General features: G+C 53.7%; 13 protein-coding genes. 8 read left to right on the top strand and 5 right to left on the bottom strand.

The features are described from left to right. Window positions 1-288: 288 nt before the first annotated feature. The 3 genes from JUJ53_RS13170 (at window position 289) to JUJ53_RS13160 (ending at window position 3,264) form a co-directional block, all read left to right on the top strand. The gene (locus JUJ53_RS13170; RefSeq protein WP_204152480.1) at window positions 289-1,464 is read left to right on the top strand and encodes an NDP-sugar synthase; all 1,176 of its coding nucleotides are present in this window, start codon (window positions 289-291) and stop codon (window positions 1,462-1,464) included. A 268-nt stretch (window positions 1,465-1,732) separates the two neighbouring features. After that, a complete protein-coding gene (locus JUJ53_RS13165) occupies window positions 1,733-1,966 on the top strand; it encodes a hypothetical protein (RefSeq protein WP_204152479.1) in 234 nt (77 codons plus the stop codon). After that, window positions 1,963-3,264, top strand: a complete 1,302-nt coding sequence (locus JUJ53_RS13160) for a glycoside hydrolase family 19 protein (protein WP_204152478.1) — start codon at window positions 1,963-1,965, stop codon at window positions 3,262-3,264. Before JUJ53_RS13165 ends, JUJ53_RS13160 begins: the two co-directional genes overlap by 4 nt. A gap of 17 nt (window positions 3,265-3,281) precedes the next feature. On the opposite strand, the gene trpA is transcribed toward JUJ53_RS13160, so the two are convergent. From trpA to JUJ53_RS13145, 3 genes are all read right to left on the bottom strand, one after another. Beyond that, complete coding sequence (trpA, locus tag JUJ53_RS13155) at window positions 3,282-4,088, bottom strand: tryptophan synthase subunit alpha (protein WP_204152477.1); 807 nt, start codon at window positions 4,086-4,088, stop codon at window positions 3,282-3,284. A 109-nt stretch (window positions 4,089-4,197) separates the two neighbouring features. After that, a complete protein-coding gene (locus JUJ53_RS13150) occupies window positions 4,198-4,530 on the bottom strand; it encodes a DUF3007 family protein (RefSeq protein ID WP_204152476.1) in 333 nt (110 codons plus the stop codon). A gap of 53 nt (window positions 4,531-4,583) precedes the next feature. Beyond that, window positions 4,584-4,796, bottom strand: coding sequence for an NAD(P)H-quinone oxidoreductase subunit L (locus tag JUJ53_RS13145; RefSeq protein ID WP_204152475.1), 213 nt, complete (start codon window positions 4,794-4,796; stop codon window positions 4,584-4,586). A 340-nt stretch (window positions 4,797-5,136) separates the two neighbouring features. On the opposite strand from JUJ53_RS13145, the gene acnB reads away from it, so the two are divergent. Both acnB and JUJ53_RS13135 read left to right on the top strand, forming a co-directional pair. Further along, window positions 5,137-7,743, top strand: a complete 2,607-nt coding sequence (acnB, locus tag JUJ53_RS13140; RefSeq protein ID WP_204152474.1) for a bifunctional aconitate hydratase 2/2-methylisocitrate dehydratase — start codon at window positions 5,137-5,139, stop codon at window positions 7,741-7,743. Window positions 7,744-7,889: 146 nt separating this feature from the next. Beyond that, window positions 7,890-8,483, top strand: a complete 594-nt coding sequence (locus JUJ53_RS13135; protein ID WP_204152473.1) for a MarC family protein — start codon at window positions 7,890-7,892, stop codon at window positions 8,481-8,483. Between the two features lie 29 nt (window positions 8,484-8,512). On the opposite strand, the gene JUJ53_RS13130 is transcribed toward JUJ53_RS13135, so the two are convergent. Continuing rightward, window positions 8,513-9,103 (bottom strand): GAF domain-containing protein, encoded by a 591-nt coding sequence (locus JUJ53_RS13130; protein ID WP_204152472.1) that lies wholly within the window; start codon window positions 9,101-9,103, stop codon window positions 8,513-8,515. 998 nt (window positions 9,104-10,101) lie between these two features. Between JUJ53_RS13130 and JUJ53_RS13125 the strand changes: the two genes are divergently transcribed. Continuing rightward, complete coding sequence (locus tag JUJ53_RS13125; RefSeq protein WP_204152471.1) at window positions 10,102-11,196, top strand: glycosyltransferase family 4 protein; 1,095 nt, start codon at window positions 10,102-10,104, stop codon at window positions 11,194-11,196. A gap of 86 nt (window positions 11,197-11,282) precedes the next feature. Here the strand turns inward: JUJ53_RS13125 and JUJ53_RS13120 are convergent, their stop codons facing one another. Next, entirely contained in the window at window positions 11,283-12,260 is a 978-nt protein-coding gene (locus tag JUJ53_RS13120) for a M48 family metallopeptidase (protein WP_204152470.1), read from the bottom strand. A 76-nt stretch (window positions 12,261-12,336) separates the two neighbouring features. On the opposite strand from JUJ53_RS13120, the gene JUJ53_RS13115 reads away from it, so the two are divergent. Together JUJ53_RS13115 and JUJ53_RS13110 are read left to right on the top strand one after the other, a co-directional pair. Then, window positions 12,337-12,498, top strand: a complete 162-nt coding sequence (locus tag JUJ53_RS13115) for a hypothetical protein (protein WP_204152469.1) — start codon at window positions 12,337-12,339, stop codon at window positions 12,496-12,498. 10 nt (window positions 12,499-12,508) lie between these two features. Continuing rightward, entirely contained in the window at window positions 12,509-12,862 is a 354-nt protein-coding gene (locus tag JUJ53_RS13110) for a hypothetical protein (protein WP_204152468.1), read from the top strand. Window positions 12,863-12,887 lie beyond the last annotated feature (25 nt).

Here is a 12,887-nt window from a genome sequence, read left to right as displayed (position 1 = left end):
CAGACAATTGGCAAGTTACCCCTGATGAAGCTAAGGTTTCAAGTAGTAAGGTCTGTACTCACCATTAGCCTCAAACGAATGCCCTATTTAGAGCTATCCGCATATTTCCACGGGTCGATCTGGGCTGCCGAGTACATGCATCGCTTGAATGCAGGAGTGACACCATTCCTAGACTTACCCAGTGTGATGTTGGGTAGGGTCAACGCTTGTTCATTCAAGGGGGATGCCTCAGCAACCACACCAACCAACTACATTGACGTTAAACCCAAGGTAGAGGGATAGACATTTATGAAAGCTATGATTCTGGCTGCTGGCAAGGGAACTCGTGTTCGCCCGATTACCTACACCATTCCCAAGCCCATGATCCCGATTTTGCAGAAACCTGTGATGGAATTTCTGCTAGAGCTACTGCGCCAGCATGGCTTTGATGAAATCATGGTCAACGTTAGCCATCTTGCTAATGAAATTGAGGGTTATTTCCGAGATGGTCAGCGCTTTGGGGTGCAAATTGCCTATTCGTTCGAGGGACGAATCGTAGACGGTGAGCTGATTGGGGAAGCCCTGGGCTCAGCGGGTGGAATGCGTCGCATTCAAGACTTTTCGCCATTTTTTGATGGCACATTCGTGGTGCTCTGCGGTGATGCCCTGATTGACCTTGATTTGACTGAAGCTGTGCGCGTGCATCGGGAGAAAGGGGCGATCGCCACGGTGGTGATGAAGTCTGTGCCGCTGGATGAGGTCTCTAGCTACGGCGTCGTGGTCACGGATGATGAGGGACGCATTAAGAGTTTCCAAGAAAAGCCTTCGGTGGATGAAGCTCTGAGCACCGACATCAACACTGGGATTTATATCTTCGAGCCAGAAATTTTTGACTACATTCCATCTGGGGAAACCTTCGATATTGGGGGTGACCTGTTCCCGCGTTTGGTGGCCGACAATGCGCCCTTCTTTGGCGTGGCGATGGACTTCGAATGGGTTGACATTGGTCGGGTGCCTGACTACTGGCGTGCCATTCGTGGTGTCTTGAGCGGCGAGGTTAAGAATGTCGAGATTCCTGGACGCGAAGTCCAGCCTGGGGTCTATGTAGGGTTGAATGTGGATGTGAACTGGGACAAGGTTGACATCCAAGGGCCGGTCTACATTGGCGGCATGTCTCGCATTGAAGATGGTGCAACTATTATTGGCCCGTCGATGATTGGCCCAAATTGCTACATTTGCAGCGGTGCAACGGTAGACAATAGCGTTATCTTCGAATATTCGCGTCTGGGTGCAGGGGTGCGCTTGGTCGATAAGCTGGTGTTTGGTCGCTATTGTGTAGACAAAACCGGTGCATCCATTGATGTGCAGGCGGCGGCGCTAGATTGGTTGATTACCGATGCCCGGCAGGTGATGCCGTCGGAACCACCCGCAGAGGGCCAAGCGATCGCTGAACTGTTGGGCGCAGAAGTCGGCAGCCTTCTCTAGCACTGATCCCCGTACCTCAGACGTTTGGCTTGGAGGCTAAAGGCTGAGAGTTGAGGTGTTCAAGGGCGATCGCTTGCCCATCGATAGGATCCCGAGGGTTGGAAGCTCTCGGGATTCTTGGTTTAAAAGGAGGCATAGAGGCTAGACGCCATAGCCAAGTTATCTGCATTCAGCAAGGCCCAAGCCAGTAGTCATCAAGCCTAGCAGTGTTGCTAAACGACATCATCAGATAAGATGCGGCTATCTCATCTATGGATTCGATAGAGAAATGCAACGGCGATCATCAGCCTCGTCATTCACCCTGCGCTGGCTCACGTCTGAACGGTATCGGCGATCGCCCAAAGGCTTGGAATGTCTGGAGCCCCAACGTCATCGCACCCATGCTATACATGCGCAACAAGACCGGATGCTGAATGACCAAAATTGCAGTACTCTTCAGGATGGTGGTGTAGTCTACGCCACCCTGTCGTTAGCAGACGCGGGCGATCGCTCCTCACCATGAACACTTCCTCTCATCTCCAAACTTGGCGCACCCAAGCAGGCAGCACCCTCAGGGTTTTGATACCAAGGATTGCGAGTTCAACGCTCACCGCTACCGATGGCTTGGTCGATGACCTATTGAGGGCTCTCGGCGAACAGCCACCTCGGGCCCTGGGACGAGATCCCTATGTGGGATTATTTGGGCAAAAGCCCGTGAATGAGCTACGGCAGCAGGCTGCGGCCGGTGTGCAAGTTTACCTAGAGCGACTCCGCCTTCCTAGCATTTTGCCGATGGATGAACAGGCTGATGCTCTGATCCGTTCTCTCAAGGGATTTTCCATCACCCGCCCAGTAGGCGTCTATCCCTATGAAGGCTTGTTTGGCTACACTCAAGTCAATATTAGTACCCTACAGCTTCAGCTTTGGCGGCAGCAGGGCGGGCAACATCTACGGCGATTGGTGGCGGAAATTCCAGATATAACGCCGACAGCAGCGGATGATCTGGCCGATTCCTTATTACGGGCTCTAGGGCGGCAGCCGGGGCGGCCGAGTAATCGCCTGCCCTATCAAGGGGTGATTGTTCTGCCGGACTCTATCCCATTTCCAGAATTTCGTCGCCGGGCAGCGGATGCGCTGCAGGTGTTTATCACCAATATCAACAGCGATCGCTTAGGATCAACCGATGCCGTAGTGGATGATGTGATCCGCAAAATTACCACCCTGCGCGGGCTCAATCAGCTTCCAGGACGCCCCGTCGAGCGCTTGCCCTATCAAGGACTGTTCCCCACTATTCAAGAAGTGACGGAATCGCAACTGGTGCAGATTGCTCCCACGGCGCAGCGATCGCAGCTCCGTAAGTTTTTGCCCCACCTCAATGCCACCCTAGTGGAGTTCAACATCAGCACGCCCTTGCGCAAAGCCCATTTCTTATCTCAGGTGGCCCACGAATCGGCCAACTTCAACGCGGTGGAAGAATTTGCTGATGGCAGTGACTATGAAGGGCGCGCAGATTTGGGCAACTTCTTTGCCGGCGATGGACGGCGCTATAAGGGCCGCGGTCTGATCCAGATTACCGGCCGCTTCAACTATCGCCAATGTGGCGATGCCCTAGGGGTTGACTTAGTTCAGCAGCCTACCCTGCTCGTCACCGATGTCTTAGCCTGCCGTAGTGCTGGCTGGTATTGGGATTCGCGACAGATCAACGTCTGGGCCGACCGCGACAATGTGGAACAGGTTACTCTGATGATTAACGGTGGCTATAACGGGTTGGATGATCGCAAGGCCAAGCTCACTGCCGCTAAGCGTGCCTTTGGTATTTAACGTGGGACTGTGAAGACTTAGCCTTGGTCAGCGGTAATGGCAGCTTTCAGGCTTTGGCAAAAGGCAGCGATCGCTTTTAGACCTTGCTCGGGACTGCCCTCGGCCAATCGCTTCACAAAAGCACTGCCCACAATTACCGCATCTGCCCCCCATTCCATCACCTGCCGGGCCTGTTCTGGCTGGGAAATACCAAAGCCCACGCCGATGGACTTATCCGTGACCCCCCGCAGATCGCTGAGCAGCTCCTTGGCGCGGTTGCCCATTTGGGTGCGCATCCCGGTCACGCCGGTCACGCTGACAAGATAGATAAACCCTTGGGACTGGGCAGCGATCGCCTGAATACGTTCCATGGGACTGGTGGGAGCCACCAGCAACGTCACCTCCACCGCCGCTTGATTAGCCGCCGCCATCACATCTCCCACTTCCTCTAGGGGCAAGTCGGGAATGACAATCCCCTTCACCCCTGCCTCGGCAATGGTTTGGAAGAATTTCTCCAGCCCACGATTCAAAATGGGGTTGTAGTAGGTAAACAAAATGATTGGAGCTTGCAGATCGGGGGAGACGGTGCGCACCATATCGAGCACCTGCTCCAGCTTGGTGCCGTTGGCGAGGGCTCGGGTGGCAGCCGCTTGGATCACTGGGCCATCCGCCAGCGGGTCAGAGTAGGGCACCCCCAGCTCGATGAAATCAGCGCCGTTGGCATCCAACAGCCGCAATGCTTTAGCGGTTGTCTCTAAATCTGGATCCCCTGCTGTAATGAACGGCACCAGCGCACATTGGCCCCGATCCCGTAGTGCATTCATCCGTTGAGAGACAGAAACCATAACAAACCCCACCAAAACGCGCTGACCGTTCCCCATTCTACGGCGCATTTTGACCCAACAGGCGATCGCTCTCCTTTTTTTTCAGGCAGGAGCTGTGATCACTCCGGCATTACTCTGAATCAGCAATCGCATCCTCGGATGATTCAGACTCTTGGTCGAGTTTGGCCTGCAGGGCAGCCAGTTCCTCGGGGGTCATTTCATCCAGACGTTTTTGCAAAACCGCGTCTTCATAGTCGCGAAGCTGTTGGTTGTAGGTCATCGTGTGCGTGCCGGCCCGAAATAGGTAGGTCACCAACCATCCGCCCACGCCACCCAGCAAGACGACCTGGCTCCAGATGCCAGCATTGGCTCCTTCGAGACCAGCACCCCGGAGACCCAAATAGATGAGCCCTCCGGCGGCAAAGATGCCGAAACCAACGCCAATTACATCAATTCGCCGCATGGCTTGCTATCCCGAAACAGTATGGAACGTCCCCATCATGAACCGGCGATCGCTTAGGACAATTGCCGTTTTTTGGGGCGAAGATTGACAAAAGGACTGAGCACTAACAGCCCTGGGAAGAAGAAAAAGACCATGAAATACATCAGCACCCGCTCAATGGAACTGGCGATGTACCAACGCTGCTGGAGGTAGAAAAAGATAGCCACTGGCATGACCAACAAATAGGCACCGCCTAGGGCAGCATAGACTAATAGGGTGATAACCATAGACACCAAAAATGAGACGCTAGAACTACCTGGAGCAACTCTGGGGGCGATCGCACGACCACCGATCCAGAAACTTCTCTCCATCTTATCGCCTTGTTGTCTTTGGCGAACTGCTTTTGCCCAGAGATCGTAGTCTGCGGTGCCATGTTGAGCAGGTCTCAGAGACTGTCCCCACCTTGGTCTAGGATTGCTCTAGGACAAGGGCATCATCGGTTGTGGAGATGGGACGGCAGCCGAGTTAGGACTTCTTGATAGACTTGTAGAGCGATCGCGCTATTGTAATGGCAAGAAATTGCCACAATAATTATAGACTCGCGCTATCGCTTGGAGAGGATCAACTATGTTAGAGCAATATCGTCAACACGTGGCTGAGCGGGCTGCGTTGGGCATTCCCCCCCTTCCCCTCACCGCTGAGCAAACGGCTGACCTCTGTGAACTACTCAAAAACCCGCCGGCTGGGGAAGAAGACACCCTCCTCGCCCTTCTGCGCGATCGCATTCCCCCCGGTGTAGACCAGGCATCCTATGTCAAGGCATCGTTCTTGACCGCGATCGCCAAGGGTGAGGTGACCAGCCCGCTACTGCCGCCCCACGATGCAGTAGTGCTGTTGGGTACGATGATGGGTGGCTATAGCGTCCAGGCGTTGATTGAGGTGATCAAGCTAGATGATGCAGCCTTGGCGCAGACGGCTGCCGAGGCTTTGAGCAAAACTCTGCTGGTCTATGATGCTTTTCATGACGTCATGGAGTTGGCGGAGGTCAATGCCTATGCTAAACAGGTGGTAGACTCTTGGGCTAATGCCGTTTGGTTTACCAAGCGTCCTACCGTGCCCGAGCAGATTACCGTCACGGTGTTTAAGGTGCCAGGGGAAACCAATACTGACGACCTATCCCCCGCCCCCCACGCCACCACCCGCCCTGATATTCCCCTCCATGCCTTGGTGATGTTGGAGTCGCGCATTCCTGGAGCGCTGACCATTCTGGAACAGCTAAAAGCCAAGGGTCATCCCGTTGCCTATGTGGGTGATGTGGTTGGCACGGGTTCGTCGCGGAAGTCCGCCATCAACTCGGTGCTGTGGCACATTGGCGACGACATTCCCTGTGTCCCCAACAAGCGATCGGGTGGCTATATTCTGGGAGGAGCGATCGCCCCCATTTTCTTCAACACCGCTGAAGATTCCGGTGCCTTGCCCATCGAGTGCGACGTTGCTCAGATGGAAACCGGCGATGTGATTACCATCTACCCCTACAAGGGCGAAATCACCAACGAAGCGGGCGAGGTGATCTCCACCTTCAGCCTCAAGCCAGAAACTATTTTGGATGAAGTGCGGGCTGGCGGTCGCATTCCTCTCCTCATTGGGCGATCGCTCACCGACAAAACCCGTATTGCCCTAGGATTGCCCCCCAGCGATCTCTTTGTCCGGCCGGCGACGCCTGCAGACACCGGCAAGGGCTTTACCCTGGCGCAAAAAATGGTGGGCAAGGCCTGCGGCCTACCCGGCGTGCGTCCGGGTACGTCCTGCGAACCGATGATGACCACCGTCGGCTCCCAAGACACCACCGGCCCCATGACCCGCGACGAGATGAAAGAACTCGCCTGCCTTGGGTTCAGCGCTGATCTGGTGATGCAAAGCTTCTGCCACACCGCCGCCTATCCCAAGCCCGTGGACATCAAAACCCACCAAGACCTACCCGACTTCTTCGCCGAGCGGGGCGGCGTGGCCCTGCGGCCGGGAGACGGCATCATCCACTCTTGGCTGAACCGCATGTTGCTCCCCGATACGGTAGGTACCGGCGGCGATTCCCACACCCGTTTCCCCATGGGCATTTCTTTCCCCGCTGGATCTGGTCTGGTCGCCTTTGCGGCAGCGATCGGAGCCATGCCCTTAGATATGCCGGAGTCGGTGCTGGTGCGCTTCACCGGTGAGTTGCAGCCCGGCATCACCCTGCGGGATGTAGTGAATGCCATTCCCTATGTGGCTATCCAGAAGGGCTTGCTGACCGTGGAGAAGAAAAATAAGAAAAATGTCTTCTCTGGTCGGATCATGGAAATGGAAGGCTTACCTGACCTAAAACTAGAGCAAGCCTTTGAACTGACCGATGCCACCGCAGAACGCTCCTGTGCAGGCTGTACCATCAAGCTCAGTGAAGAGACCGTAGCGGAATATCTGCGATCGAACATTGCCTTGATGAAGAATATGATCGCCCGCGGTTACCAAGATGCTCGTACCCTCACCCGTCGCATCGCTAAGATGGAAGAGTGGCTGGCCAATCCTTACTTGATGTCTGCGGATCCAGATGCGGAGTATGCAGAAATTATCGAGATTGACCTGAACGAGATCAAAGAACCGCTGGTGGCGGCTCCCAACGATCCAGATAACATCAAAACCTTATCTGAAGTCGCTGGCGATCCTATCCATGAAATTTTCATCGGCTCCTGCATGACCAACATTGGTCACTACCGAGCAGCAGCGAAGGTGATGGAAGGAGCGGGGCCAGTGCAGGGACGCTTGTGGATCTGTCCGCCTACCCGTATGGATGAAAAACAACTGCGGGAAGAGGGATACTACGGCATTTTTGCCGCAGCCGGTGCTCGCACGGAGATGCCGGGCTGTTCCCTCTGCATGGGCAACCAAGCTCGCGTGGCCGATGAAACAACAGTGATGTCTACCTCAACCCGCAACTTCAACAACCGCATGGGTAAGGGAGCCCAGGTTTATCTAGGTTCAGCAGAGCTGTCGGCAGCCTGCGCACTGTTGGGTCGTATTCCCACGATGGAGGAATATCTGGAAGTAGTGGCGAATAAGATCAATCCCTTTGCATCGGAGCTATACCGATACTTGAACTTCGACCAAATTGCCAAGTTTGAGGACGAGGGTCGTGTGATTCCGCTGGATCAAATGCCTAAGATCGAGGATATTTTAGGAATGCCAGCCGCTACTCGTTAGCATATAGCCATCCTAGAATCTAGGATGCATAAGCCCCCTCGAACACACCTGAGGGGGCTGTTTGTTCATCCATAGCAGCACAGATGCCTGCAGATGCCTATGCTGAACCTCACATCACATTCTGGGTCAATCAAACAGGGGGAAGAATGGATAGCTCAATCTTTGTACAAACCTTTGTAGCCGTCTTTGTATTGGCGGATGCCCTTGGCAATGCGCCTATTTTTATCGTTCTAACGAAAGGCATGGATGTTGCTCAAAAACGCCGAGTTGTGGATCGAGCCTCCGTGGTGGCAACGGCTGTGTTGCTAGGCTTTGCCTTTGGCGGCCAAGCAATTTTGGGCTATTTACACATCAGCATGGCATCTCTCAAGGTAGCCGGGGGGCTGCTGCTGCTGCTGATTGCCTTAGACATGTTGCAAGGTGGGATGGATACCCCCTTGGTGGATGAAGAGCGCGACGTAGCCATTACCCCCCTAGCACTCCCCCTCATGGCTGGGCCTGGCACCCTCACCACCGTGATGATTCTCATGTCGGAATCGCCCACCGCCCGCGTTAGTGTTGTGGGTGGCATCATCAGCGCCATGATCGTCACCTGGTTTATTGTGCGCCAGTCATCCCGCATCGATCGCTGGATTGGAGCTGAAGGTGCTGTGATTATTACCAAAATCCTCGGCTTCCTGCTGGCCGCCCTCGCGGTGGAAATCGGCAGCGGTGGCATTCGCGAATTATTTTTGACCTAGATATCCAGAATGAGCAACACCTAAGAGGCTCACAGGTTCTGGATGGATGACCGTTGGGCTAGCTCCTGGGCTGCGGTCTGCATGGCTTCCATGTCGGATGTAGACCACCAACGCGGTTCTGCGCAGTGGTGGGCAGCCAGCAACCCCCACAGGCGCTTATGATCGGGCCGCTCTGGCAAAATTGGCATCACTAGGCTGGCTTTGACCTGAATGCTAGACAAAAAGTCTCGATGACAGGGATGGATGGGAGCTGTATCGAGGTCGGAGATGTAGCTATAGCGCCCTTCGAGGTAGCGTTGGGCATACTCATCATTGAAGCAGTCATCCGCTCCGGTGGATCCATAGATGGAGTAGATCGGCTGGCTCAAGGACTCGAAGGTCACCTGCCCCTTCCATTCATAGTAAAAGTAGTAGATCACCACCCGATCGCACTGCAGCGATCGCCGCACGTGATCCGTCTGCTGCTGAATGAACACATCCTGTTCAAGATGATCTGTGAGGCGCTGGAGCAACGCTTGGATTTGCAGCGATCGCGTTTTGCTAACCTGGCGATCGGCATAGCGCTGCTGGCGCAGTTTTTGCAATTGGTGAGACAGGTTGAGCTGTGAATCTGGAGACATGGCAGCTAGGCGACAGGAAGGGGGTGACGGGGTGAGTTGATTGCTATACTAACGCGATCGCCTTCCCCATTCCAGATCCTGAGTCAAGGATCGATCTAGTGAGCTGAGGTTGCTATCTGTTGAGCTACAGGCAGAACCTTGAGCTGGATAGATGTTAAACGATGGAAGGCTTTGCTGAATAGCAGTATGATTCCGGAACACTTTGCATGGAGGGCATTGCTGAATCGATAGATGATTTGCCCTCATCCCCAACCCTTCTCCCCAGGGAGAAGGGAGTTAGAACGCCTGTTCCCTTATCCTAGGAAGAGGGCTAGGGTGAGGGCAGATTGAGCAATTCATACCTGTATTCAGCAACGCCGCATGGAGTTTCAGAGCTTCTAGCTAGAGGTTGCTGCCCTGATTTAGCAACACTATCTGTTGACCCATTGGGTTCTTCCTATCGTCCGTAGTTTCCCCATGGCTAGCTTGGTAGTCAGAGCGCGCACTTCTAGCGCATTGCTTAGCAGCGTCTAGATCTAGAACTGGGGTGGGACATCGTCAATGCCCCCCACAATGCTCACAACCTAGGTGATTCCATACCTTGTAAAATGCTCACAACTTAGATAATTCAACGATCACAGCTTTAATCCTGTCGTTGGAACACAATTCGGCAGCCGTCTTGATTTATAGAGGATACTCTATGGATAATGATGCAAGTTCAGCGGCAATTGTTATGCTCAGGTGACCATAAAGTTACCGTAAAGCTACTTGCCAGATAGGATCATAAGGCGCTACTGTAGTGCTATATACAGCCATCGTCTTACTCATCTTATTTCCATTGGTTGGTGCATCCTTTTCGAGTATTAGGCAGGAGATATCGACACAAGCAGGTCGTCAGCTCTTCAAGACTGGAAGCTTTCAGGTTCTAGTATTCTAGGTCAGACTTGCTCTATCCCCTGATGTTCCTTCAGACATAATTTTTTATTAACCCCGCTAAGTCTTCGCTCATGGAGTGTTACATGGCTTATCATATTGTCTTGAGCCGCCCGTTTGACCTAGACGGGATAGAGGAAGCTGCTGCCAACGATCAGAAGCCACGTCATGCGTTATGGGCCTTGCGTCAACAGTTAAATGCACAGGTGCATCAGCCGGATCAAAAACAGGTAACCGTACACGATAAGATCCTAGCAAAAATTATTGGACAGCCTGAGCACTGGGCGCTGGCCCGCTGCCTGCTGCCTTATCTAGGTGATAATGATGTTGTGTTTTGTGCCGGGGAGGACGTAGGTTTGCCTCTTGCTATCCTCGCAGGTTGGAAGCAGGCAAGAACTAAGTTTGTGGTCTCGGTCATGGCTCCCGATCGCTCCCGAGTACGTGGTGTCCTTAAGATGTTTAATCTGCAACACCATATTCCAACGTTTGTGGTGAATACCCAAAGGAAAGCTAAGTCGTTGATGGATTGGCTGTCGCTGCCCAGCGATCGCATCTGCATCTTGCCAGAACAAACGGATGTACGATTTTTTACGCCTGGTGCCTGTCTTGCGGATAAAAAACGGCCTCTGATTGCCAGTGGAGGATTAGAGCAGCGCGACTATCAAACCTTGGCTGTGGCTACTAGCGATCTAGATGTTGACGTTCATATCTGTGCTGTTTCCCCCAATGCATCATCGAATACCAGGGTATCCCTTCCGGATCCAGTGCCTAGCTATATGACGATGCAGCACTATGACTGGCCAGACCTACGTCAACTCTATCGTGATGCGGATGTTGTGGTTGTGAGCCTGTTGCCCAATGATTACTCTGCGGGTTTGACCACGCTCATCGAAGCTATGGCCTGTCGCCGTCCTGTGATCATGACCCGCACGCCAGGCTTGGCAGAGGAGCTGATTGCTGAAGGAGTTGTCTTGGGCATTCCTCCCCTCAATCCTGAGGCGCTCAGTGCCTCTATTCGCTGGCTCTTGAGCGATCGCAGCTTTGCTGATACGCTTGCCCAGCGCGGGTATGAGGCGGTGATGCAGCGCTTTACCAGCGAGAATCATGTCCAGTATCTAGCTAACTATATTCAACAGGTAGCTAGCCCAGAGGTAGCGCGACAAAAGGTGCTGAGCGCCTAGCCTAATATCGACGATCGGGCGATCGCTCCTCTCTAGAAGCGATCGCCCTCTTGGCTGAATCTATACTTATCTAAGAGAGCCTTGGGTTATTCAGGGCGCGATCGCCGCAGACGCTCCAGTTCTTGCTGAAGCTGATCGATTTCATCGCGGAGCCTGTCTGCCTCGCTGCGGGTTGCCGACTTCCGTTCCGGTTCCACATCCACCGCATTATCTTCCGATCGCGCGTAGTTGCCCGTCCGAATCGCTTGAAAGTCGGGTGACTGAGACCATTCCTGGAGATATTTAACCCGCTCTACTGTAAACGGATGGGTTAGAAAAACGCCCTGGGATACGTTATTATACAGAAAAAACTTATACACCTGATTCAGCCCGTCTTCGTCTAGATCGTGGTAGCGTTCCGACTGGCGTACAAATTCCCGCAGATCTAGCTCATGGGCATAGCGGCTACTGCCTCCTGCCAGCCTCATCATATTGCGCAAGACTGGATCCAGCTCATCCATCACCAACAGCGCAGCGCGATCGGCCGATAGTTCTGCCTTCCGCAACCATTCATAAAACGCCAGGATTAAGCCTGTGCTCACCAAGCTGCTCAGACCAAAGGTCATGCTCGATAGTCCAAACACCAGCGTAATGGCCCAGCTTGCCATCTGGTTGAGCGTGGTGTGACCGCATTTAATATGACCGAGTTCGTGGGCCATCACCGATCGCAACTCGGTTTCATCGAGTAAATCCAATAGCCCGGTATTCAACACCACGCAGGGGCGCTCTTGCCCGAGGGCATAGGCATTCACCAAGGGCGCTTGGGACACAAACAGCGTGGGTTCGGGATAGATATCAAGGGACAGGATGCAATCGCGGAAAATGTGGTAAACCGACGCATATTGGCGCGGCCCAACTTCAATGCTGTTGCCCATGAGATAGACGTAGCGCGGACGTTCGTAGACGAATTCCACAAATTTGCGGGCTACAAGGTCAAATCCAGGCACACTGCGCAATGCCTGTTCGGCTTGCTCATCTTGGGGGTGGCGAAAGGCAGCACTCGACAGTCCGGGGTAGGTGGGCATAGGGGCAACATGAAGATTCTGAACGGGGCAATGGGCAGGGGCGATCGCCCTTGGCTTGTCACTATTCTAGCTAACGATGCTCTGGGTCTTGGGGATGGTCTTGGAGGAACTCGATCCGACGACAAATTCCCAAGAACCACCGATTGCAGCCATCTTGCCCTGCGCTAGCATGGTAGCTGATTTGGGGGCGATCGCTCCTGTCCATCGTTCCCGTCCATCGCAATCCCTATCCTTCTAGATCTATATACATGACACTCAAATTTCTTCCCACCTTGATCCTGACCACAGCTCTGTCTGTCGGCTCATGGCTGATGCCCAGTTTGCAGCCACGGGCGATCGCTCAACTACCAGACGGAATATCCCAGGAAGAGACTGCGGCGGCGGAGCAGGAGGCCATCCAAATGCTGCGCAACGATCCGCAACGGGTACTGCAACTAGTACAAACTACCCTGGAACAAAATCCTCAACTGGTGCAATACCTGATGCAAAATCCTCAACTGGTACAGCAATTAGCCGGGCAAAGCGATGATCTTATGCAGGAGCTGCAGCAGCATCCAGAGCTTTTGGAGCAACTGGAGCAATTGATCCAGCCCAGTTTGTAAATCATCGTCACATCAGGGGCATATA

The organism is Leptolyngbya sp. CCY15150 (assembly GCF_016888135.1).
GTDB lineage: Bacteria > Cyanobacteriota > Cyanobacteriia > RECH01 > RECH01 > RECH01.
The sequence above is the reverse complement of the archived record's forward strand: the minus strand, read 5'-3'. Positions and strand labels throughout refer to the sequence as shown.

What these genes read in the sequence shown, in the direction of transcription:
- JUJ53_RS13165 (WP_204152479.1), top strand. Translation starts at nt 1,733, where the DNA reads ATGCAACGGCGATCATCAGCCTCGTCATTCACCCTGCGCTGGCTCACG.
- acnB (WP_204152474.1), top strand. Translation starts at nt 5,137, where the DNA reads ATGTTAGAGCAATATCGTCAACACGTGGCTGAGCGGGCTGCGTTGGGC.
- trpA (WP_204152477.1), bottom strand. Translation starts at nt 4,088, where the DNA reads ATGGTTTCTGTCTCTCAACGGATGAATGCACTACGGGATCGGGGCCAA.
- JUJ53_RS13150 (WP_204152476.1), bottom strand. Translation starts at nt 4,530, where the DNA reads ATGCGGCGAATTGATGTAATTGGCGTTGGTTTCGGCATCTTTGCCGCC.
- JUJ53_RS13135 (WP_204152473.1), top strand. Translation starts at nt 7,890, where the DNA reads ATGGATAGCTCAATCTTTGTACAAACCTTTGTAGCCGTCTTTGTATTG.
- JUJ53_RS13170 (WP_204152480.1), top strand. Translation starts at nt 289, where the DNA reads ATGAAAGCTATGATTCTGGCTGCTGGCAAGGGAACTCGTGTTCGCCCG.
- JUJ53_RS13160 (WP_204152478.1), top strand. Translation starts at nt 1,963, where the DNA reads ATGAACACTTCCTCTCATCTCCAAACTTGGCGCACCCAAGCAGGCAGC.
- JUJ53_RS13125 (WP_204152471.1), top strand. Translation starts at nt 10,102, where the DNA reads ATGGCTTATCATATTGTCTTGAGCCGCCCGTTTGACCTAGACGGGATA.
- JUJ53_RS13130 (WP_204152472.1), bottom strand. Translation starts at nt 9,103, where the DNA reads ATGTCTCCAGATTCACAGCTCAACCTGTCTCACCAATTGCAAAAACTG.
- JUJ53_RS13120 (WP_204152470.1), bottom strand. Translation starts at nt 12,260, where the DNA reads ATGCCCACCTACCCCGGACTGTCGAGTGCTGCCTTTCGCCACCCCCAA.
- JUJ53_RS13145 (WP_204152475.1), bottom strand. Translation starts at nt 4,796, where the DNA reads ATGGTTATCACCCTATTAGTCTATGCTGCCCTAGGCGGTGCCTATTTG.
- JUJ53_RS13110 (WP_204152468.1), top strand. Translation starts at nt 12,509, where the DNA reads ATGACACTCAAATTTCTTCCCACCTTGATCCTGACCACAGCTCTGTCT.
- JUJ53_RS13115 (WP_204152469.1), top strand. Translation starts at nt 12,337, where the DNA reads ATGCTCTGGGTCTTGGGGATGGTCTTGGAGGAACTCGATCCGACGACA.